Origin of the sequence: Clostridium boliviensis, from assembly GCF_033342255.1 — a bacterium.
Taxonomy (GTDB): domain Bacteria; phylum Bacillota; class Clostridia; order Lachnospirales; family Lachnospiraceae; genus Lacrimispora; species Lacrimispora boliviensis.
Genome location: NZ_JAWONS010000216.1, coordinates 284,230 through 305,279, shown reverse-complemented (window position 1 = coordinate 305,279; position 21,050 = coordinate 284,230). Strand labels below are relative to the sequence as shown.

At 43.3% G+C, this 21,050-nt stretch carries 19 protein-coding genes and 1 other annotated feature; of the genes, 17 read left to right on the top strand and 2 right to left on the bottom strand.

Annotation, left to right across the window (positions count from 1 at the left end; all coding sequences use genetic code 11):
* Window position 1 precedes the first annotated feature (1 nt).
* The 7 genes from nspC (at window position 2) to RZO55_RS14040 (ending at window position 6,644) form a co-directional block, all read left to right on the top strand.
* Window positions 2-1,123, top strand: a complete 1,122-nt coding sequence (nspC, locus tag RZO55_RS14070) for a carboxynorspermidine decarboxylase (RefSeq protein ID WP_318064896.1) — start codon at window positions 2-4, stop codon at window positions 1,121-1,123.
* 24 nt (window positions 1,124-1,147) lie between these two features.
* Window positions 1,148-2,293, top strand: a complete 1,146-nt coding sequence (gene aguA / locus RZO55_RS14065; RefSeq protein ID WP_318064895.1) for an agmatine deiminase — start codon at window positions 1,148-1,150, stop codon at window positions 2,291-2,293.
* Window positions 2,250-3,137, top strand: coding sequence for an N-carbamoylputrescine amidase (gene aguB, locus RZO55_RS14060; protein WP_318064894.1), 888 nt, complete (start codon window positions 2,250-2,252; stop codon window positions 3,135-3,137). Before aguA ends, aguB begins: the two co-directional genes overlap by 44 nt.
* A gap of 79 nt (window positions 3,138-3,216) precedes the next feature.
* Window positions 3,217-3,648 (top strand): protease complex subunit PrcB family protein, encoded by a 432-nt coding sequence (locus RZO55_RS14055; protein ID WP_369293211.1) that lies wholly within the window; start codon window positions 3,217-3,219, stop codon window positions 3,646-3,648.
* Between the two features lie 131 nt (window positions 3,649-3,779).
* Window positions 3,780-4,451, top strand: coding sequence for a serine O-acetyltransferase (gene cysE, locus RZO55_RS14050; RefSeq protein WP_318064893.1), 672 nt, complete (start codon window positions 3,780-3,782; stop codon window positions 4,449-4,451).
* Between the two features lie 109 nt (window positions 4,452-4,560).
* Window positions 4,561-6,102: a DUF3794 and LysM peptidoglycan-binding domain-containing protein gene (locus tag RZO55_RS14045; protein WP_369293210.1), complete on the top strand. Its 1,542-nt coding sequence runs from the start codon at window positions 4,561-4,563 to the stop codon at window positions 6,100-6,102.
* 278 nt (window positions 6,103-6,380) lie between these two features.
* Window positions 6,381-6,644, top strand: coding sequence for a GIY-YIG nuclease family protein (locus RZO55_RS14040; protein ID WP_318064891.1), 264 nt, complete (start codon window positions 6,381-6,383; stop codon window positions 6,642-6,644).
* A gap of 42 nt (window positions 6,645-6,686) precedes the next feature.
* Here RZO55_RS14040 and trhA read toward each other — a convergent pair whose 3' ends face one another.
* The gene (trhA, locus tag RZO55_RS14035) at window positions 6,687-7,334 is read right to left on the bottom strand and encodes a PAQR family membrane homeostasis protein TrhA (RefSeq protein ID WP_318064890.1); all 648 of its coding nucleotides are present in this window, start codon (window positions 7,332-7,334) and stop codon (window positions 6,687-6,689) included.
* Window positions 7,335-7,531: 197 nt separating this feature from the next.
* Here trhA and RZO55_RS14030 point away from each other — a divergent pair, with 197 nt between their 5' ends.
* The 8 genes from RZO55_RS14030 to RZO55_RS13995 all read left to right on the top strand — a co-directional run bounded on the left by RZO55_RS14030 (window position 7,532) and on the right by RZO55_RS13995 (window position 16,785).
* Window positions 7,532-8,287, top strand: a complete 756-nt coding sequence (locus RZO55_RS14030) for a nitroreductase family protein (protein ID WP_318064889.1) — start codon at window positions 7,532-7,534, stop codon at window positions 8,285-8,287.
* Window positions 8,277-8,978 (top strand): RluA family pseudouridine synthase, encoded by a 702-nt coding sequence (locus RZO55_RS14025; protein WP_318064888.1) that lies wholly within the window; start codon window positions 8,277-8,279, stop codon window positions 8,976-8,978. The genes RZO55_RS14030 and RZO55_RS14025 overlap by 11 nt, the downstream gene beginning before the upstream one ends.
* Window positions 8,979-9,076: 98 nt before the next feature.
* On the top strand, window positions 9,077-10,180 hold the full coding sequence (gene ytvI / locus RZO55_RS14020) for a sporulation integral membrane protein YtvI (RefSeq protein ID WP_318064887.1): 1,104 nt from the start codon (window positions 9,077-9,079) through the stop codon (window positions 10,178-10,180).
* Complete coding sequence (locus RZO55_RS14015) at window positions 10,180-10,749, top strand: HD domain-containing protein (RefSeq protein WP_318064912.1); 570 nt, start codon at window positions 10,180-10,182, stop codon at window positions 10,747-10,749. The genes ytvI and RZO55_RS14015 overlap by 1 nt, the downstream gene beginning before the upstream one ends.
* Window positions 10,750-10,875: 126 nt before the next feature.
* Window positions 10,876-11,081: a binding site (T-box leader), on the top strand.
* A 129-nt stretch (window positions 11,082-11,210) separates the two neighbouring features.
* On the top strand, window positions 11,211-12,644 hold the full coding sequence (gene proS / locus RZO55_RS14010; RefSeq protein WP_318064886.1) for a proline--tRNA ligase: 1,434 nt from the start codon (window positions 11,211-11,213) through the stop codon (window positions 12,642-12,644).
* A 31-nt stretch (window positions 12,645-12,675) separates the two neighbouring features.
* Window positions 12,676-13,884 (top strand): CCA tRNA nucleotidyltransferase, encoded by a 1,209-nt coding sequence (locus tag RZO55_RS14005; RefSeq protein WP_336624300.1) that lies wholly within the window; start codon window positions 12,676-12,678, stop codon window positions 13,882-13,884.
* A gap of 104 nt (window positions 13,885-13,988) precedes the next feature.
* Window positions 13,989-14,966, top strand: coding sequence for a spore coat protein CotS (locus RZO55_RS14000; RefSeq protein ID WP_318064885.1), 978 nt, complete (start codon window positions 13,989-13,991; stop codon window positions 14,964-14,966).
* Window positions 14,967-15,045: 79 nt separating this feature from the next.
* Window positions 15,046-16,785 (top strand): phospho-sugar mutase, encoded by a 1,740-nt coding sequence (locus RZO55_RS13995; RefSeq protein ID WP_318064884.1) that lies wholly within the window; start codon window positions 15,046-15,048, stop codon window positions 16,783-16,785.
* A gap of 42 nt (window positions 16,786-16,827) precedes the next feature.
* Here the strand turns inward: RZO55_RS13995 and RZO55_RS13990 are convergent, their stop codons facing one another.
* Window positions 16,828-17,712: a putative ABC transporter permease gene (locus RZO55_RS13990; RefSeq protein WP_318064883.1), complete on the bottom strand. Its 885-nt coding sequence runs from the start codon at window positions 17,710-17,712 to the stop codon at window positions 16,828-16,830.
* 249 nt (window positions 17,713-17,961) lie between these two features.
* Here RZO55_RS13990 and RZO55_RS13985 point away from each other — a divergent pair, with 249 nt between their 5' ends.
* Both RZO55_RS13985 and RZO55_RS13980 read left to right on the top strand, forming a co-directional pair.
* Window positions 17,962-19,518 (top strand): ABC-F family ATP-binding cassette domain-containing protein, encoded by a 1,557-nt coding sequence (locus RZO55_RS13985; protein ID WP_318064882.1) that lies wholly within the window; start codon window positions 17,962-17,964, stop codon window positions 19,516-19,518.
* A 419-nt stretch (window positions 19,519-19,937) separates the two neighbouring features.
* Window positions 19,938-20,939: a rod shape-determining protein gene (locus RZO55_RS13980; protein WP_318064881.1), complete on the top strand. Its 1,002-nt coding sequence runs from the start codon at window positions 19,938-19,940 to the stop codon at window positions 20,937-20,939.
* The last annotated feature ends 111 nt before the right edge of the window (window positions 20,940-21,050 follow it).

Here is a 21,050-nt window from a genome sequence, read left to right as displayed (position 1 = left end):
TATGAAAATTGAGGAATTAAAGACTCCCTGCTATGTAATTGATGAGGGCAGGCTGACGGATAATTTAAAGATTTTAAGTGGAGTAAGAGAGCGGACGGGATGCAGTATTCTACTTGCCCAGAAGGCATTTTCCTGTTTTGCAGAGTATCCGTTGATTGGTAAATACATTGACGGGACTACTGCAAGCGGACTATATGAGGCAAGGCTTGGCAAGGAGGAGATGGGGTTGTCAAACCATGTTTTTGCTCCGGCTTATAAGGAAGCGGATTTTGAAGAACTGACAAAAATCTGCGACCATATTGTGTTTAATTCTTTTTCCCAGATGAAAAAATATAAGGATTGTCTTAAGGGAGTCAAAGCCGGAATCCGGATTAATCCCCAGTGTTCCACACAGGATGGGCATGCCATTTATGATCCCTGTGCACCGGGATCCAGACTGGGGGTGACCCGGGACCAGTTTGAGGAGGAATATCTCCCATATATTTCCGGCATTCATTTTCATACGCTTTGTGAGCAGAATGCAGACGCCCTGAAAACAACTTTGGATGCAGTGGAAGATCAGTTTGGAGAATATTTTCACCGGTTATCCTGGATTAACATGGGTGGAGGACATCATATAACCAGAGCAGATTATGATCTGGAACTTTTAGAATCCTGTATCAGGAGAATACAGGACCGGTATGGTCTTCATGTCTATTTAGAACCAGGAGAGGCAGTTGCGTTAAATGCCGGTTATCTGGTGACTGAGGTGCTTGATGTGGTGGATAACGGAATTAAGACGTTGATTCTAGACGCTTCAGCTGCATGCCATATGCCGGATGTGCTGGAAATGCCCTATCGCCCGCCGTTAAAGGACAGTGGGGAGCCGGGAGAAAAAGGTTATACGTACCGTTTGTCCTCCTGTACCTGCCTGGCTGGAGATGTAATCGGAGATTATTCCTTTGATCATGAGATTAGACCAGGAGATAAGCTGTATTTTATGGATATGGCCATTTATTCCATGGTAAAGAACAATACATTCAACGGTATGCCGCTTCCTTCCATAGCAGTTATGGATGAAAACGGAGAATGCCGTATTATCAAAGAATTTGGATATGAAGATTTTAAAAACAGGCTGTCATAAACGGCCTGATATGAGGACAGAACGATGAAAAAGCTATCCACATTTCCGGCAGAAGACGGATTTTTTATGCCAGGAGAATTTGAGCCGCACCGAGGCTGTATTATGATCTGGCCCAGACGGCCAGGATCGTGGCCCTATGATGCTGCTAGCGCCAGAAAGGCCTTTACAGAAATCGCAGAAGCCATTGCAGACAGTGAACAACTGATTATGCTGGCAGAAGAGGATACTTACGAGAATGCCAGAGCCATGCTTTCAGAGAGAATTGAAGTGATGGTGATGGAATCTGACGATGCGTGGGCGAGAGATGTAGGTCCTACTTTTGTAAAAGATAAGACTGGGCGCGTCAGGGGAATTGACTGGAAGTTTAATGCCTGGGGTGGTACCTTTGACGGTCTGTATCCGGATTGGGTAAAGGACAATCTTCTGGCGGAACGTTTTTGTGAAAAGCTGGGATATGTTGTTTATGATGCAACTGACTTCGTTCTGGAAGGCGGGTCCATTCATTCGGATGGAGAGGGGACGGTTCTGGTGACAGAACGCTGTCTCTTAAGCGAGGGAAGAAATCCTCTGCTGACGAAGGACCAGATTGAAGCAAGGTTAAAAAAGTATCTGGGAGCTGAGAAAATTATCTGGCTGAAGTATGGCATCTATCAGGACGAAACCAATGAGCATGTGGATAATGTCTGTGCTTTCGTACGCCCCGGAGAAGTGGTGCTTGCCTGGACAGACAACAGGGAAGATCCACAGTATGAGATGTCACTGGAGGACTTAAGGACACTTGAGAGAGAGACCGATGCAAAGGGGCGTCATTTTATCGTTCATAAGCTACCGATTCCCAAAGTCCCTGTCTGCATTACAAAAGAGGAACTGGCAGGCTTTGTTTTTGAACCGGGTGAGGATGAACGGGAGCCTGGAGAGCGGCTGGCTGCAAGCTATGTGAATTTTTATATTTCCAACGGGGGAGTGATTGTACCTCAGTTTGGAGATGAGAATGACAGGGAAGCAGTCCGTATTCTTACCGGCTGCTTCCTTGAGAGAAAGATCTACCCTGTTTATGCCAGAGATATTATTGTTGGCGGCGGAAACATCCACTGCATCACTCAGCAGATACCAAAAGGAGAAATAGATGAGAAAGGTAACAGCGGCAGCAGTTCAGATGAAGTGCTGTGAGGACGTTGAGAAAAATATTGCGAATGCGGAAAAACTGGTCAGGCAGGCAGCCGCAAAGGGAGCACGGATCATACTGCTTCCGGAGCTGTTTGAGCTGCCCTATTTCTGCCAGGAGAGACGGTATGAATATTACGGATATGCAAAGCCTGCCGGGGAGAATGACGCAGTCATTCATTTCTCGCGGGTTGCAGCAGAGCTTTCAGTGGTAATACCTGTCAGTTTTTATGAGCTGGCTGAAAACACCATGTTTAATTCTGTGGCTGTTCTTGATGCGGACGGAGCGAATCTGGGAATTTATCGAAAGACCCATATACCGGATGATCACTATTATCAGGAAAAGTTTTATTTTACTCCCGGAGACACGGGGTTTAAGGTGTTTGATACAAGATATGGAAAAGTCGGTATCGGGATCTGCTGGGACCAGTGGTTTCCGGAGACTGCAAGATGTCTCGCGCTTCTGGGTGCAGAACTGATTTTTTATCCTACTGCGATTGGAAGTGAACCGATACTGGAATGTGACAGTATGGAACACTGGAGGCGATGTATGATGGGGCATTCTGCGTCCAATATCATTCCCGTAATTGCGGCTAACCGGATTGGAGAGGAAACAGTTATGCCCTGCGAGGAAAATGGCGGTCAGAGTTCTTTCCTGAAGTTTTATGGTTCCTCATTTATTACAGACAGTACAGGTGCTTTGATTCAGACCATGGGACGGGAAGAGGAAGGCGTGATCCTGGCGGAGTTCGATTTGGATGAGATCAGCAGGGATCGCAGAAACTGGGGACTTTTCCGGGACAGACGGCCTGAACAGTATGGGATGATATCAGGAAAGATCAGACAGTAGCATAATAATTAAAAAAATAACATAAAAATTGCACACTCCCCATATAAATAGTAATAATCAATAAGTTGGGGAGTGTGCTATGAAGAGACTGTTTAGCAGAAAATGGATGATTTTTTTCGGCCTTGCCATGTGGGTGCTGGTAGTTCGCACCTTAAGCGGGTGTACAGTAAACGGAGATAATGGAGACAAAGTACGGGATCTGGATTTTTCTGTGGTAGCAGATACGGATATACCACAGGAACTCAAGCAGATAATTGCAGAAAAACAACAGTCACCCTTTAAACTGACTTACAGTGATGATAAAAACCTTTACATAGTGGTCGGATATGGAAAGCAGGACACCGGCGGTTACAGCATAGCTGTCAATGATCTTTATCTCACTGACAATTCCATAGTCCTTGATACCGAATTAATTGGTCCTGAAAAGGGCGAAAACACAGGAACGGAACCATCTTATCCATTTATTGTGATTCGGACGGAGATGTCGGAGCTTCCAGTGGTATTTCAATAATTATGTAAGAAAATAGCTGTTCTGTAAAAATATTGCAGAGCAGCTATTTTAAATTTCTCTTTTTTCTTTTGCCGCCATATGATATACTACATCAAACAGGAGTCGAAAGTAAGGAGAAAAGGAAGGATCGTATGATATTAAAAGATATATGGCTTGATGTGAAAGCAGTAAAGCAGCGGGATCCGGCAGCCAGGAATGAACTGGAAGTCCTGCTTTTGTATCAGGGGGTTCACGCACTTATCTGGCATCGCTTCGCCCATTGGTTTTATCAGCATAAGATGTTTTTTATTGCAAGGATGATTTCCCAGACAGCCAGATTCTTTACACTCATTGAGATTCACCCGGGTGCAAAAATGGGGCATGGGATTCTGATTGATCACGGCTGTGGTGTGGTAATAGGGGAAACTGCAGTTGTGGGGGATAATTGTACGATTTATCAGGGAGTTACACTAGGCGGTGTGGGCTTAAATAAAGGCAAGCGACACCCCACGCTTGGTAATAATGTGACAGTAGGATCAGGTGCTAAGATTCTGGGCTCTTTTGAAGTAGGAGATAACTGCACCATAGCAGCGAATGCAGTACTTTTAAAGCCTCTTGAGAACAATGTGACGGCAGTGGGAATTCCTGCCCGTGCGGTAAAGATTGACGGTGTTCCCATACCAAAGAAGGAAAGCAAGATGGTCACCATGGAGCATTACTGTCTGATGGAGGAGCGTGTTAAAGAGCTGGAAGAGAAGCTTAATAATTTGCTTGCTGAAAAAGAAGCGGAGAATCACATGAATGAGGAGAAATCCCAGGAATAGAATAAAAAAAGTATATTGGAACATGCACCTGCATACACTTTCTTAAAGGAATAAAAGAAGGTAAGGCAGGTGCTTTTTCATGTTGGAGCTGGTGAAGAAAAACATACATATGAATCGTTGGAAAGGAAACGCCACATCCCAGATTACGCTTGACGATGATTTCATTGTCCCTGACAGCATGGATGATGTGGAGCAGATTATACTTAGTTCCGGTGAGATTACCATTGATTCCGTAAAGAACCAGGCGGAGCGGGTAGCAGTCCGGGGTAAGATGGATTTTACCATACTGTATCGGGGAACCGAAGGCGGACTTTGTACGCTTGGCGGAAGTATTAATTTTGAAGAACCAATTAATGTACCAGGACTTGAGGAGAAGGATTTTGTACAGATTTCCTGCGAACTGGAAGACTTGAACGCAGGAATTATCAATTCCAGAAAATCAAGCGTAAAAGCAATTATTACGCTGCAGGTTAAGGTTGAAACAGCGAATGACGTAGAGGCTGCCATAGAAGTGGACACGAAACCCGCTTCTGGAGATACTCCCAATGTGGAAACTCTCCGCAAAAATGTGGATGTGGCAACCATTGCTCTCCGCCATAAGGACACGTTCCGGATTAAGGATTCCATCAGTCTGTCTGGAAATAAGCCCAATATTGATCACATATTATGGAGTGAGCTGAAATTAAGAGGCGTAACCACCAGGCCAGTTGATGGGAAAATGATGCTTGATGGCGATCTGATGGTTTTTATTATTTATCAGGGAGAGGGAGAAAATGCTCCCATTCAATGGATTGAGGAAAGTATTCCTTTCTCCGGAGAAATCGAGGTTTCTGATGTTACAGAAGACATGGTTCCGGTAGTTATGGTCCGGCTGGTACATAAGGATATTGAGGCGAAACCGGATGCAGACGGTGAGATGCGGGAAGCTGATGTGGATGCAGTCCTGGAACTGGATATGAAGCTCTATAAAGAAGAAGATATGGAGCTTTTAAATGACTTATATTCTACCAACCGTGATCTGGGGCTTCAGACAGGAGAAGCCTGCTTTGATAAGATTCTGACTAAGAATATGAGCAAATGCAAAATTGTAGAGAAAATAACACTGGATTATGCCGACCGGATACTTCAGATTTGTCACAGTGAGGGAACTGTGAAGATTGATGAAACGGAAGTTAAAGAAGATGGTCTTCATGTGGAGGGAGTTCTGGAAATAAAGATTCTTTATATGACTTCTGATGACACCCAGCCCATTCAGTGTGCAGTAGAGGATATCCCATTTCATTTCCTCATTGAGGCTCCGGGCATCAATCAGGATACCATTTGTCAGCTTAATTCCAGTCTGGAGCAGCTGAGTGCTGTTATGATGGGAGGGGGAAGCATTGAGGTTAAGGCTACCATCTCTCTGGATCTCCTGGCGCTGCAGCCGGTATGCGAACAGATTATTACCGGTGTGACCGATTCTCCAATGGACTTCAATAATCTGCAGAAGCTGCCGGGTATTGTTGGCTACATCGTACAGCCGGGCGATTCTCTGTGGAAAATTGCCAAAAAATTCCATACAACTGTTGACACTATCATGACAACCAACGGTCTGACGGATAGTATTGTAAAACCAGGCGACCGGTTAATTCTGGTAAAAGAAGTATCATAATACCAGTGCCAGGCAAAAGTGTGCTTTTGTCTGGCATTTCTGGTATTTGTAAACTGAATGATTTTTATAAAACAGGGTAATATAAAGATTGTTATTCACATATCGGCAAGTCCTGTTATATAATATATTATAGCTTAAGCTTTGTTCAACCATCGACGGCGCCATAACGCATCCAGCTGGTGCTTAAGATAGATGACAGGTTAGCCTGGGCGGTAGTGACGCGATTGCAAGGCGTTATTACCGTTTACATAGCATCACTTACAAATTGGAGTAGAAAAATGAATTTTACTTATTTATTAAAATGCGCAGATAATACACTTTACTGTGGCTGGACAAACCATTTGGAAAAAAGAATAGCAGCCCATAATCAGGGAAAAGGTGCCAAATACACGAAGGCAAGAAGACCAGTAGAGCTGGTTTATTATGAATCATATCCTACTAAAGAAGAGGCTATGCGCCGTGAAGTGCAGATTAAGAAGCTTTCCAGAAAGGACAAGCTGTTTCTTATTAAGGAATCCGGTTGTAAGGATGAAAAAGACTGACGGGGAGCAGAATAAATGTCCAGTCAGTCTTTTAATTTGATTTTATGCAACAAATTGATACATGAGGATATAGTGGCAGAGACTGCCTCCCATGACAAACAAATGGAAAAGCTCATGATTGCCGAAGCTGTTCTTCCTAAAATGAAACAGAGGAATTTTAAGTGCATAGATAATACCACCGATAGTATAAATCAGTCCGCCTGCCAGAAGCCACATAAATGCAGCAGGAGGCAGTGCTAAGATGATTTTACGTAACGCCAGGATACAAACCCAGCCCATGGCAATATACAGTACAGAGGAAAACCACCTGGGGCACATTACGAAGAAGCCTTTTATAACAATGCCGGATATGGCGATTCCCCAGACAAGAGCAAGCAGTCCTATACCGGTTTTGTCACCCAGGACAATTAAACAGACAGGTGTATAAGTTCCTGCAATCAGGATAAATATCATCATATGATCAAATTTCTTTAATAACTTATTGATTTTTGGAGAGATATCAAGAGTATGGTAGATGGTGCTTGCAGCGTAAAGTAAAACCATACTGATACTGAATACCGCCAGGGATACAAAATGGAGCTCACCATCTGCAGAAGCTTTTATAAGCAGGGGAGTTGCTGCAATCAAAGCCAGTAACATGGCTATGAAATGAGTTCCTGCACTGACCGGATCTTTAATCTTTATGTTCATAATAAAACCTCCTTGCATAAGAAAAAACGTGTGATGTAGTATTCATAACTATGTGACATCTTTTTATATACTATACATGTTTGCGGAGTATAATGCAAGCATTTTTTGATATTCAAAGTAAAAAACTTCATTGATATTATTGGGAGTATGAAATATAATCAATGCAGCAAATGTTATATAAGAGAGGATAACGTCCAATGAATCAAACAATGAAGGAATTGATGGAGAGAAAGTCTGTCCGTGTTTATAAAGAACAGAAGATTGAGCAGGAAAAAAAGGCGGCGATTATTGAGGCAGCCCTGCAGGCACCGACAGCAGGAAATATGACACTGTATTCCATTATAGATGTAACTGATCCGGAATTAAAAAAGAAATTATCTGTCACCTGTGATAATCAGCCGTTTATAGCGCAGGCACCTATGGTACTGGTATTTGTGGCTGATTACCAGAAATGGTACGACCTGTTCTGTAAATATGAGGATATGGTCAGAGCACCAGGAATGGGAGACTTCATGCTGGCAGCAGATGATGCCTTAATAGCTGCTCAGAATGCGGTGGTCGCAGCACAATCCCTGGGGATCGGTTCCTGCTATATCGGAGACATTTTAGAGCAGTATGAGACCCACAGGGAATTGTTCTCACTTCCGAGGTATGCTGTGCCTGCTGCGATGGTTGTGTTCGGCTATCCTGTCCAGCAGCAGATAGAAAGGGTAAAGCCTTCAAGATTACGGCCGGAAGCGGTAGTTTTTGAAAATATTTACCGACGGCTTAATACAGAAGAATTTCAAAGCGAATTAAACAGAGTTACAGACAGAGGAGAGGATTTTGAGCGCTGGATCAAGGCTTTTTGCAGCCGGAAATGGAACAGTGACTTCAGCAGAGAAATGAGCCGTTCTGTGAAGGCAATGATGAACCAGTGGGAGAACGAGGGGCAGCAGTCAGATGAAGCTTAATATATTATTTGAAGATAAGGACATTCTGGTTGTGGAAAAGCCGGCAGGAATGGAGTCACAGACCGCTAAGTCATTTGAACCGGACATGGTCAGTGAAATTAAAAAACATATCAACAATATATCCACAAAGAAAGAGCAGCCATATGTAGGAGTTATCCACAGACTGGATAAGCCAGTTGGGGGCGTAATGGTCTATGCAAAATCACAATCAATGGCTGAGGCTTTAAGCAGACAAGTTTCCGGACATCAGATGGAAAAAATTTATTATGCTGTTGTTTGTGGAAAACCTGTGGAAAACTTTGCCACTTACGTGGATTATTTGTGGAAAGACGGAAAAAATAATTGCTCGAAAATTGTGGAAAAGGGGATAAAAGGTGCAAAACCTGCAGAACTGGATTACTGGGTTGTGGATTACAGGGTTTTGGATGGAAAAGAGCTTAGTCTTCTTAAGATCCGGCTGAAAACCGGTCGGCATCACCAGATTCGCGTACAGATGGCAGGTCATGGAACTCCCTTATGGGGAGACCGCAAGTATAATCCTGAATTTCAGGGCTTTTTATCAAAGGAGCATGTGGCATTGTTTGCTTCCGGTCTTACCTTTACCCATCCGTTAACAAAAAAGAGTATGAGTTTTTCCATAAAACCGCAAAATGGGATATTCAGTCATTTTTCGTTTGGTGATGTTTTTTAAAAGGAATTTTTTGCTAGTCAGGTTTCTGAATATATTTCTGCGTATGACTTATAATAGACAATGTACAAAAGAAGTACAAATCAGAAACAGGTGAGTCCATGGAGAAACCGAGCAGGAAACTGAAGAAAACAATTTTAATATTGGGAGTTACAGGGGCAGTTTATTTAAGCTTTCGATTTTTGCTGCCTCTTGTGATTCCCTTTTTGATTGCATATGTGTTTGCGCTGTCCCTACGCCCCTCCGCACTTTGGGTCGAGAGAAAAACCAGGTTTACTTATAAAAAAAAAGTGATTTCCATACCGCTTGCCCTCATCGGCGGAGTTGAAATTCTTCTTTTTATGATTGTGCTGGGAGTAATTCTTTATTTCGGAGGCAGAAAGCTTTTTATGGAAGCCAGGCTGCTGTTAAAAAATCTACCGCAGATCTTAGATGGAATGAACAGCTGGATGATGGATAACTGTTCATTTGTAGAGCGGTTTTTAAAGCTTCCGGATGGTTATATGGTAGATGTGGTCAGTGATATTATAACTGGCGGAGAGGCCGCTGTTAAAAGCAGGGCAATGCCGTTTTTAATGTCAAATTCCATGACTATATTAAAGCGGGCCATCCAATTTACCGTTATCGTGGTTATCTTGCTGATTGCCACTGTGTTATCTCTGCAGGAAATGGATGATATCCGAAGCCGACGGGATAATTCCATGTTCTGCTATGAATATGCAATGCTGGGAAACCGTCTTATGACAGTAGGAAGTGCCTGGCTGAGGACTCAGGCAACCATTATGCTGTTTACAATGGTAATCTGCTCAATAGGATTGTTTTTACTTGGAAATCCTTATTTTATTCTGCTGGGAATTGTAATCGGGTTACTGGATGCAATGCCCATATTCGGTACAGGAACTGTTTTGATTCCCTGGGCACTGATTTCATTGATTGAAAAAAACTGGCTTTCAGGAATAGGCCTTATTATAATTTATGTAATCTGCTATTTTATAAGAGAGATGATGGAAGCGAAAATAATGGGAGGAAAAGTGGGTCTGACTCCTTTAGAAACCCTGGTTGCCATGTATGTGGGCCTGCAGCTTTTCGGAATACTGGGCTTTATCTTAGGTCCTATTGGCCTGCTGCTTATTGAAGATATCGTAGAGCTTTATGAGGGATCATGTTATAATAGTCCAAAGAAAGAGGAAGGGGGAAAGGCATGATGAATCCTGATACACTAATTAATTTTCTGGGAATTATGGAAAAATTAAAATGTAATACCCGTCATAACTGGACCACAAACGGAAGACAGGAAAGTGTGGCAGAGCACAGCTGGCGTCTGGCTGTGCTGGCAATGCTGCTGGCTGATGATTTTCCAGGGCTTGATATGAATAAGGTTATCCGTATGTGCCTGATTCATGACTGGGGGGAGGCCATTACCGGTGATATTCCGGCGTTTCTGAAAACAGAGGCAGATGAGGAGACAGAGGCCGGAGCCATTGAGACGCTGTTAAAAAATCTGCCGGATTCTCTGGCACAGGAATATTCTGTACTGTTTGAGGAAATGGCAGACTTAAATACGGAGGAAGCTATCCTGGTAAAGGCTCTTGATAAGACTGAAACGTTAATCCAACATAATGAAGCGGGACCCGGAACGTGGCTTCCATTGGAATATGAGCTGAATATGACTTATGGTAATGAGGTTTGCGGACATTTTGAAACGACACAGCGGCTTCGTGACACGGTTAGAGAGCATACATTGCGGATCATTCAGGAGGAAGTAAAACACTGAAGTGAAAAGTAATACATACGGATAGATCATTATATAGGAAATGTCTGGGAAAATACATAATCCTCCTCTTGACAAACATTTATAAATAACGTAAAATCAAGCATACAATCTGTAAAATTAATAACAAATAAGACGTTGAAGAGGATTATTAAGTCATGATGTATCTCAGAGAGAAGGCCCTTAGCTGAAAAGCCTTTATACCCCTCACGACCCAACCTGCCTCAGAGTCCCGCAGAAAACTGCGGCGTGTATCCGGCGTTATCGGATTAAAAGTGAGCCGCAGAATGCAGCGGCTAAATTGGGTGGCACCGCCGAGCTGTTCGGTCCCTTTTCTGGGGATCGGATGGCTCTTTTTGTATCCCTATATGCCCAGAAAGCGTGGGCATATATAATGAAATACCCTACGGGTATCCCTCTATGCCCAGAAAGCGTGGGCATATATAATGAAAGGAGAGTTTTTCATGGCGAAGGACAAGAAATTAGTAGAAGCGATCACATCTATGGATGTTGATTTCGCACAGTGGTACACAGATATAGTTAAGAAAGCAGAATTAATCGATTACTCCAGTGTAAAAGGCTGTATGGTTATAAAACCGGCAGGCTATGCGATTTGGGAGAACATTCAGAAGGAGCTGGATTCCAGATTTAAAGAGACAGGTGTGGAAAATGTCTATATGCCTATGTTCATTCCGGAAAGCTTGTTAGAGAAAGAAAAAGACCATGTGGAGGGATTCGCTCCGGAAGTGGCATGGGTGACTCATGGAGGACTTGAGCCTTTGCAGGAAAGACTTTGTGTCAGACCCACATCAGAGACTCTGTTCTGCGATTTTTACTCCAGAGAAATTCAGTCTTACCGGGATCTTCCCAAGGTATATAACCAGTGGTGCTCCGTTGTAAGATGGGAAAAAACAACCAGACCATTTCTTCGTTCCAGAGAGTTCTTATGGCAGGAAGGCCATACGGCTCATGCCACTGCAGAAGAAGCAGAGGAAAGAACAGAAATGATGCTTAATTTATATGCGGATTTTTGCGAAGAAGTACTTGCGATGCCTGTTATCCGTGGTCAGAAAACAGATAAGGAGAAATTTGCCGGTGCAGAGGCTACTTATACTATTGAAGCACTGATGCATGATGGTAAAGCACTTCAGTCCGGAACCAGCCATAATTTCGGAAGCGGATTTGCAGAGGCGTTTGAGATTCAGTATTCAGATAAGGAAAATAAACTTCAGTATGTTCATCAGACTTCATGGGGATTAAGCACCAGACTGATTGGTGGTCTGGTTATGGTACATGGTGATGATAACGGTCTTGTTCTTCCTCCAAGAATTGCTCCGGTTCAGGTGATGATCGTTCCTGTTCAGCAGCAGAAGGAAGGTGTTCTTGAAAAAGCTTATGAATTAAAGAAGGTTCTTTCTAATTATAAGGTAAAAGTTGATGATTCTGATAAGAGTCCGGGCTGGAAGTTCAGCGAATCCGAGATGAGGGGAATTCCTGTGCGTGTTGAGATCGGGCCTAGAGATATCGCTGAGAATCAAGCAGTTCTTGTACGCCGTGATACTCATGAAAAATTAATGGTGTCCTTAGATGAATTAAATGAAAAAGTGGGAGAGCTTTTAAGCTCCATTCAGCACGACATGCTTGAACGTGCCCGTGCACACCGGGATGCTCACACCTATGAGGCCGTGGATATGGAAACCTTTGTTAAGACTGTAGAAGAAAAGCCAGGCTTTGTAAAGGCAATGTGGTGCGGCTGCCAGGAATGTGAGGATAAGATCAAGGAAGTCACAGGCGCGACATCCAGATGTATGCCATTTAAGCAGGAACATCTGTCGGATACCTGCATTTGCTGTGGTAAGCCGGCAGTTAAAATGGTTTACTGGGGCAGAGCTTATTAAACAGGTAGTATATAATGCAGGAGGAAATGCAGTGATTACGATTCAGGTACCGGAAGCAGCAGGAACAATCATAAAACAACTGAATACCCATGGATTTGAAGCCTATGTGGTGGGCGGATGTGTGAGAGACAGCCTGCTTGGACGGGAGCCCAAGGACTGGGATATCACCACCTCCGCAAAACCAGAACAGGTAAAAGAAATTTTTGCAAGAACCGTGGATACGGGAATTCAGCATGGTACGGTTACTGTGCTGATGGAGCATGAAGCCTATGAAGTAACGACCTACCGGATTGATGGAGAATATGTGGATGGACGGCACCCGGCATCTGTAGAATTTACCTCAAATCTTCTGGAAGATTTAAAACGGCGGGATTTTACCATAAATGCAATGGCATATAGCGACAGAGACGGTCTGGTGGATGTCTTTGGCGGTACCGGGGATCTGCAAGGAGGAATAATCCGCTGCGTAGGCAATCCCATGGACCGGTTTCATGAGGATGCTTTAAGAATTCTTCGGGCAATCCGCTTTTGTGCACAGCTGGGTTTTGCAATAGAAGAAGATACGAACAAAGCAATCTCCGTGATCGCCCCTAATATGGAAAAAGTCAGCAAGGAACGGATAGCGGTGGAGCTGACGAAGCTTCTTCTTTCGGATTATCCGGAACAGATGAGGGCTGTATTTGAAAGCGGAATCGCCCCTTATGTTTCGGTGCATTTTCCCGATGCAGAAAGTGGACTTTATGAGCTGGAAAAATTAAAACAGCTGCCTTCCAATAAGCATGTACGCTGGACTGGTTTTCTTCGGTTTTTAGATCAAAGTGAGGCGGCTGTTATTCTTAAGGAGCTAAAGCTGGATAATGATACCATTGACAGGGTCAAAACCTTAACGGACTTCTGGAGGACAGAAATTTCGGCATCTAAACCGGAAATCAGAAAGGTTATGAGCATGATTAATGCTTCCCTTTTTGATGAGCTTCTGGAATTTCAAAAGGTCTTCTTGACCGGACCTTACCTTAAACAACTTCAGACAGTCAGTCAGTATGCCGGGGAAATCATCAGAAACGGAGACTGCATTCGATTAAAGGATATGGCAATAACCGGGAAAGAACTGATTGAAGCAGGCATAAAACCAGGCCCTGAAATGGGTGAAATCTTAGAAACGTTATTTGCGGAAGTTTTAAAAAAACCGGAAAATAACACCCGTGAATATCTGCTGAATTATATGAATTCCCGATCTTGAAAACATGCTCAGGTATGGAATACTTTCCCCGGGAGTTTGCATATTTTTTTCCACCCCTTCATACCCTAGAAGTAGCTGATTAGCTAAGAGTTGGAGGGGTGGTTGTGAACGAGAAATACACAGAGGTGCTTTCGCAGTATGAGCTTGAAATTCTGGATGTGCGACGCGGCCGGGGCGCCTGGCTGTGTGAAACAGATCAGGGGCTTAAGCTGCTGAGGGAATATAAAGGAACCATAAAGCGCCTGGAATTTGAAGATCAGGTATTTTTACAACTGGAAGAAACCGGCCATTTGAAGGTGGATCGCTACGTCAGAAATAAAGAAGGTGAAATTCTCTCCAGTGCCGAGGATGGGACCCGGTGGATCGTGAAAAGCTGGTATGCAGACCGGGAATGTAATTTAAAGGATAGCAAAGAGGTGCTTTGTGCCATTGAACGGATTGCTTTATTACATAAAATGTTGCGTAAGGTAGAGTTTAAAGAGGAATGGAATTTAGGATCCATTCTGGTGCAGCAGCCGGCTGAGGAGATGGAGCGTCACAACAGGGAACTGATTCGGGCCCGCAGTTTTATCCGAAGCAAAAGACGTAAGTCTGAGTTCGAACTTTGTGTCATGGGTAATTATGACGTATTTTTTGATCAGGCTATGGAAGCCTGCAAAGGACTTGCAGGTTTTTGTGAGGAACGCGGGATTGGGGAGGGGTATTTGTGTCATGGGGATTTAAACCAGCATCATATTCTGATGTGTGACCATGATGTAGCAATTGTAGAGTTTAACCGGATGCACAGAGGCATGCAGATGGAGGATCTTTACCATTTTATGAGAAAAGCTATGGAAAAGCATGACTGGAATTTAAAGCTGGGCATGTCCATGCTTGATACATATACAAATATACTTCCTTTATCATGTGCAGACAAAACCTGCCTGTATTACCTGTTTTTATATCCGGAAAAGTACTGGAAGCAGATTAACTTTTATTATAATGCAAATAAAGCATGGATACCGGCCAGAAATATTGAAAAACTAAGGGATTTGGAGATTCAGCAGCCCTTGCGGAATCTTTTCCTGTCAAGAATAAAATAATGGGAATCTGCTTTCCTTTTACTTTGTTATGATTTATAATAACCATAATATTAAGTAGAGAGAAGGGAGCATTTTGCTTATGAAAGATTACAGGAGTATCTATGAAGAATGGCTGTCAAATCCGTATTTTGATGAGGCAACGAAAGAAGAACTCCGAGGGATCAAAGATGACGATAACGAGATCAAAGAGCGATTTTACAAGGATCTGGAATTCGGCACAGCCGGTTTAAGAGGTGTGATCGGAGCCGGCATCAACCGTATGAATATCTATGTGGTCAGAAGAGCCACCCAGGGTCTTGCAAATTATATCATAAAACAAGGTGGAGCCAATAAAGGCGTAGCCATAGCATATGACTCCAGACATATGTCTCCGGAATTCGCAGAGGAAGCTGCACTGACACTTGCTGCCAATGGAATCAAAGCATATAAATTTGAATCTCTGCGCCCGACTCCGGAGCTTTCGTTTGCTGTGAGAAAGCTGGGCTGTATCGCTGGGCTGAATATTACGGCCAGTCATAATCCTCCGGAATATAACGGTTATAAAGTTTATTGGGAGGATGGCGCACAGTTTACCCCTCCTCATGATAAGGGAGTTACCGCTGAAGTTTTAGCAATAATGGATATCTCAACTGTTAAGATCATAACGAGAGAAGAAGCTGTTGCAGCAGGTAAATATGAGATAATAGGTGCTGATGTGGATGATGCCTATATTGCCCAGGTAAAAGCCCAGGTGATGAATCAGGACGCAATCAATCAGATGAAGGATGAACTTTCCATCGTTTATACCCCTCTTCATGGTACAGGCAATATTCCGGCCAGAAGGGTTTTAAAGGAACTGGGATTTACACATGTATATGTGGTACCGGAACAGGAGCTGCCAAATGGGGATTTTCCTACTGTCAGTTATCCCAATCCGGAGGCAGAGGAAGCATTTGAACTGGGTCTTTCCCTGGCAAGAGAAAAAGATGCGGACCTTGTTTTGGCAACCGATCCTGATGCGGATCGTCTGGGAGTATACGTAAAGGATTACAAATCCGGAGAATATATCCCCCTCACCGGCAATATGTCCGGCTCCCTGCTTTGTGAATATGTATTAAGCCAGAGACAGCAAAGAGGTGATATTCCGACTGACGGTCAGGTAGTTAAATCCATAGTGACAACCAATCTGGTTGACGCAGTGGCGAAGTTCTACGGATGTGAACTGATTGAGGTTCTGACCGGATTTAAATATATCGGGCAGCAGATCTTAAAGGAAGAGGCTACCGGATATGGCACCTATCTGTTTGGACTGGAAGAAAGCTATGGCTGTCTGATCGGAACTTATGCCAGAGATAAAGATGCGATCTCAGCAACCGCCGCTCTCTGTGAGGCTGCTGCGTATTATAAGTCAAAAGGCATGAGTCTTTGGGACGCCATGGTTGCAACGTATGAAAAATATGGCTATTACAAGGATGCTGTCAATTCAATCGGTTTAAAGGGGATTGAAGGTCAGGCTAAGATACGGGCAATTATGGAAGCCATGCGGGGGAATACACCTTCTGAGTTTGGCGGATATAAGGTTCTTTCAGTAAGAGATTATAAGACAGATGCAGTAAAGAATATGGAAACAGGAGCGGTTGGTTCCACAGGATTGCCGTCTTCTGATGTGCTTTATTATGAACTGGAGGAGGATGCGTGGTTATGCGTCAGACCTTCCGGGACAGAACCAAAAATTAAATTCTATTATGGTGTTAAGGGAACCACAATGGAGGATGCACAAGAGAAATCTGCAAAGCTTGGAAAAGCTTTGATGGCAATGGTTGATCAGATGGTTTCATAAAATAAAAAGAAGGAAATCCTTTTGGGGAGATCCTTCTTTTTGCTATTTTTTGAATTTTCTTGCATTTTCCTTTAATTCACGAAGTGCTTCTCCAAACAGACGGGAGGAGGCGGAAGGGTTGCGTCTTAGTAATCCCTTCCGATAGAATGTGAGCCGCCCGTTTAATTTTTCTCTCTTTTCAGTCAGAGCCTGAAGCCGTTCTGCCAAAGCAGATTCCCTGATTGCATTGGTAGTTTCGGTTTTTAAAGATGTGAGTCTTACCATGGTTTCTTCTTTTACGTTAGCCGCTTTTTGCATGGTTTCTGATCTTAATTCGGAAACTTTCTGGGCGGTCTCCGCTTTTAAAAGTGCCATCTGTACCTGGACTTCCTCAAGCTCAGCCCTGATTTTCGTTAAGGATTCCAGTACCGTGCCAAGATCAAGCGCCGCCTTTGTGGACTGAATGGTGTCATAAATAAACAGGATACCGATTCCTGCTACAAGTAAGATACACGTGACCTCACTTAGCTGCAAAACAATCCATTCCAGAGGGCGGTGAACCACTTCTGTTAAAAGAATGGTAAGAAAGCCCCAGGCAATGGAGGTACCAAGACAGACGTATCCATTTATATTAAAGGGGTTGCTGCTGTAGTCCCAATACTTCATTTTAAATAATCGTTCCATGATATAACCGGTCAGATACTCAAGAACTGATGCACCTGCCATACCAGAAAGAAAAACCAGAATCAGATTGCCTTTCACTGGAAGAGATAAAAACAGCATGAGAATTGCGCCGCTTCCGTAGAGAGGAAGCAGGGGAAGTCTTAAAAATCCACGGTTTACGAAATGCAGGCTCCTTACAGAAACATAAGTAGATTCAATTACCCAGCCGATAAAGCAATAAATGAAAAAAAACAGCAGCCATTGATACCAAGTATAGACGAACATGCTTATATCCCTTTCTTCATGTATTCAGTTGGATCTATCATATACGGTTTTGTCCTTTTTTGCAACTAAAATGCGCAGGCACATGGAAAACCATGGAAGGCTCACTAAATAGTGGGCTTTTTGCTTGCCTTAATAGCTTTTGTCATGTAGAATTATGTTGTTCCAAATATAAAAGGTGTAAAATGGTGCCTAACCATAAAATACACGAATCAAAAGCGAAATATCCCCATAGATAAAGGAGTTTTTTTAATGAGTATATTAAATGTAGAACATTTAACACATGGATTCGGAGACCGCGCCATTTTTCAGGACGTATCCTTCCGGTTATTAAAAGGAGAGCACATCGGTCTGATCGGTGCCAATGGAGAGGGAAAATCCACATTTATGAATATCATAACGGCAAAGCTCCAGCCGGATGAAGGGAAAGTTGAGTGGGCCAAGAGAGTACGTATCGGTTATCTGGACCAGCACACTGTTTTGGAAAAGGGAATGACAATCCGCGACGTTTTGAAAAGTGCATTCGCTTTTCTGTTTCAGATGGAGGAACAGATGAATGATATTTGTGACAGAATGGGAGAAGCCGATGAAGAGACCATGAATTCCATGATGGAAGATCTGGGAACAATTCAGGATCTTTTAATGGCTCATGATTTTTATATAATTGATTCCAAGGTGGAGGAAGTCGCAAGAGCATTGGGATTAAGTGATATGGGACTTGATAAGGATGTGACCGAATTAAGCGGAGGTCAGAGAACCAAGGTTCTGTTAGGAAAGCTTCTGCTTGAAAAACCCGATATTCTTCTTCTGGACGAGCCTACCAATTACCTGGATGTTCAGCATATTGAATGGCTGAAACGTTATCTGGTGGAATATGAAAATGCATTTATTCTGATTTCCCATGATATCCCGTTCTTAAACAGTGTGGTAAATATTATTTATCATATGGAGAATCAGGCATTGGACCGCTATGTTGGAGACTATGATAAGTTCCAGGAGGTTTATGCGGTAAAACGGGCGCAGCTGGAATCCGCGTATAAGAGACAGCAGCAGGAGATTGCAGAGCTGGAGGATTTTGTTGCACGCAACAAGGCGCGGGTATCCACCAGGAACATGGCAATGTCCAGACAGAAGAAGCTGGATAAAATGGAAGTGATTGAACTGTCTAAGGATAAGCCGAAACCTGAGTTCCATTTTATGGAAGCACGTACAGCCGGAAAGATTATTTTTGAAACCAGGGACCTGGTAATCGGATATGAAGAAGCATTATCCAGACCATTGGATCTGAACCTGGAAAGAGGGGAAAAGGTGGTTTTATCAGGAGCCAACGGAATTGGTAAAACAACTCTTCTAAAAAGTATTCTGGGACTGATCCCTTCCTTAAATGGCAGCGTGGAGCTGGGAGATTATCTTTCCATTGGTTATTTTGAACAGGAGATGGCACCCGGCAATACAACTACCTGTATTGAAGAGATCTGGAAAGAGTTCCCTTCCTATACCCAGTATCAGGTCCGTTCTGCTCTTGCCAAATGCGGTCTGACTACCAAGCACATTGAAAGCCAGGTGCGGGTACTCAGCGGTGGTGAGCAGGCGAAGGTCCGTTTATGCAAGCTGTTAAACAGAGAGACCAATGTTCTGCTTTTAGATGAGCCGACGAACCATCTTGATGTGGAAGCAAAAGAAGAACTGAAAAGGGCGCTGAAGGAATACAAGGGGAGCATTCTTTTAATCTGCCATGAGCCGGAGTTTTATGATGGACTTGCCACGAAGGTGATAGACTGCAGAGAGTGGGCACTTAAGTTATCCTGATGATAGTCGAAAATGGGATTTGAAATTCTTGAAGAACAAGAATCAGGTCCCATTTTTTGGATAGAAAAAATCCGTCTCCTTCACCAGGAAACGGATATAAAGTCTTTTAGGGGGGCCGGACGGTTTGCACCGTCCGGTATGAGTATGAAAAAGCTTTGTGATTTCAAGTAAGTTACTTGAAACAAAAGGCCCGTCATCCTTTCGGATAACGTATTATCAGTATATGATATAAATGTGAAGAAAATGTGTACCACACATTAAAAAAACATAAACAAAATAAAAATTAAAAAAACCCTTTCAAAACGTAGGGTTATTGTATATAATAAGATGGAAAATATGACTTCATTTACTAATTAACATAAATTTGAAGATAAAGGAAGCCCTGGGAACAGGATACAGCGAACAGGAGGAAAATTATTATGATGTCGAATGACATTGGAATTGATTTGGGAACAGCGAGCATACTGGTTTATATCAAAGGCAAGGGTGTGGTTTTAAAAGAGCCGTCAGTTGTGGCGATAGACCGTGATACCAATAAAATTAAGGCAATCGGAGAAGAAGCCAGACTGATGATTGGAAGAACTCCCGGTAATATTGTAGCAGTCAGACCTTTACGCCAGGGTGTGATTTCCGATTACACGGTGACGGAAAAGATGCTGAAGTATTTTATCAACAAAGCAGTAGGAAAGAAAACATTAAGAAAACCGAGAATCAGTGTCTGTATTCCAAGCGGAGCCACTGAAGTTGAAAAAAAAGCAGTTGAGGATGCAACCTATCAGGCAGGAGCCAGAGAAGTGGCTATCATTGAGGAGCCGGTAGCAGCTGCCATTGGTGCTGGTATCGATATTTCAAAGGCCTGCGGTAACATGATCGTGGATATTGGCGGCGGAACTTCCGATATTGCAGTAATATCATTAGGCGGTACGGTTGTGAGCACCTCTATTAAGGTCGCTGGTGATGATTTTGATGAAGCGCTTGTCCGTTATATGCGTAAGAAACACAACCTTCTCATCGGTGAAAGAACAGCGGAAGAGATTAAGATTAATATCGGAGCTGCATACCGCAGACCAGAAGTTTTGACTATGGAAGTCAGAGGAAGAAACTTAGTTACAGGTCTTCCTAAGACGATTGTAGTTACTTCGGACGAGACTCTTGATGCGTTAAAAGAACCGGCGATGCAGATTGTGGATGCGGTTCATAACGTCCTGGAGAGAACTCCGCCGGAACTTGCTGCCGATATATTTGACCGGGGGATTGTCTTAACAGGAGGCGGTTCTTTATTAAGCGGTCTGGATGCCCTGATTGAAGAGAAGACAGGCATTACAACTATGATTGCAGAGGATCCCCTGACTGCAGTTGCAATTGGAACAGGTAAATTCATTGAATTTACTCATGGCGGAAACAATAAAAAAGAATTTTAATCAGGGAACGTTTGTATTGAGTCCTGGTGATTAACAAGACTGCTCTTAACGGCCCTGGCGGTATCAAAAGATCCCGGCAGGGTTCATTTAACGGCAGTCTCTTTGTACTTA

Excerpts from the sequence above, each read along its gene's own strand:
- nspC (WP_318064896.1), top strand. The coding sequence starts at position 2 with ATGAAAATTGAGGAATTAAAGACTCCCTGCTATGTAATTGATGAGGGC.
- aguA (WP_318064895.1), top strand. The coding sequence starts at position 1,148 with ATGAAAAAGCTATCCACATTTCCGGCAGAAGACGGATTTTTTATGCCA.
- aguB (WP_318064894.1), top strand. The coding sequence starts at position 2,250 with ATGAGAAAGGTAACAGCGGCAGCAGTTCAGATGAAGTGCTGTGAGGAC.
- RZO55_RS14055 (WP_369293211.1), top strand. The coding sequence starts at position 3,217 with ATGAAGAGACTGTTTAGCAGAAAATGGATGATTTTTTTCGGCCTTGCC.
- cysE (WP_318064893.1), top strand. The coding sequence starts at position 3,780 with ATGATATTAAAAGATATATGGCTTGATGTGAAAGCAGTAAAGCAGCGG.
- RZO55_RS14045 (WP_369293210.1), top strand. The coding sequence starts at position 4,561 with ATGAATCGTTGGAAAGGAAACGCCACATCCCAGATTACGCTTGACGAT.
- RZO55_RS14040 (WP_318064891.1), top strand. The coding sequence starts at position 6,381 with ATGAATTTTACTTATTTATTAAAATGCGCAGATAATACACTTTACTGT.
- trhA (WP_318064890.1), bottom strand. The coding sequence starts at position 7,334 with ATGAACATAAAGATTAAAGATCCGGTCAGTGCAGGAACTCATTTCATA.
- RZO55_RS14030 (WP_318064889.1), top strand. The coding sequence starts at position 7,532 with ATGAATCAAACAATGAAGGAATTGATGGAGAGAAAGTCTGTCCGTGTT.
- RZO55_RS14025 (WP_318064888.1), top strand. The coding sequence starts at position 8,277 with ATGAAGCTTAATATATTATTTGAAGATAAGGACATTCTGGTTGTGGAA.
- ytvI (WP_318064887.1), top strand. The coding sequence starts at position 9,077 with ATGGAGAAACCGAGCAGGAAACTGAAGAAAACAATTTTAATATTGGGA.
- RZO55_RS14015 (WP_318064912.1), top strand. The coding sequence starts at position 10,180 with ATGAATCCTGATACACTAATTAATTTTCTGGGAATTATGGAAAAATTA.
- proS (WP_318064886.1), top strand. The coding sequence starts at position 11,211 with ATGGCGAAGGACAAGAAATTAGTAGAAGCGATCACATCTATGGATGTT.
- RZO55_RS13995 (WP_318064884.1), top strand. The coding sequence starts at position 15,046 with ATGAAAGATTACAGGAGTATCTATGAAGAATGGCTGTCAAATCCGTAT.
- RZO55_RS13990 (WP_318064883.1), bottom strand. The coding sequence starts at position 17,712 with ATGTTCGTCTATACTTGGTATCAATGGCTGCTGTTTTTTTTCATTTAT.
- RZO55_RS13985 (WP_318064882.1), top strand. The coding sequence starts at position 17,962 with ATGAGTATATTAAATGTAGAACATTTAACACATGGATTCGGAGACCGC.
- RZO55_RS13980 (WP_318064881.1), top strand. The coding sequence starts at position 19,938 with ATGATGTCGAATGACATTGGAATTGATTTGGGAACAGCGAGCATACTG.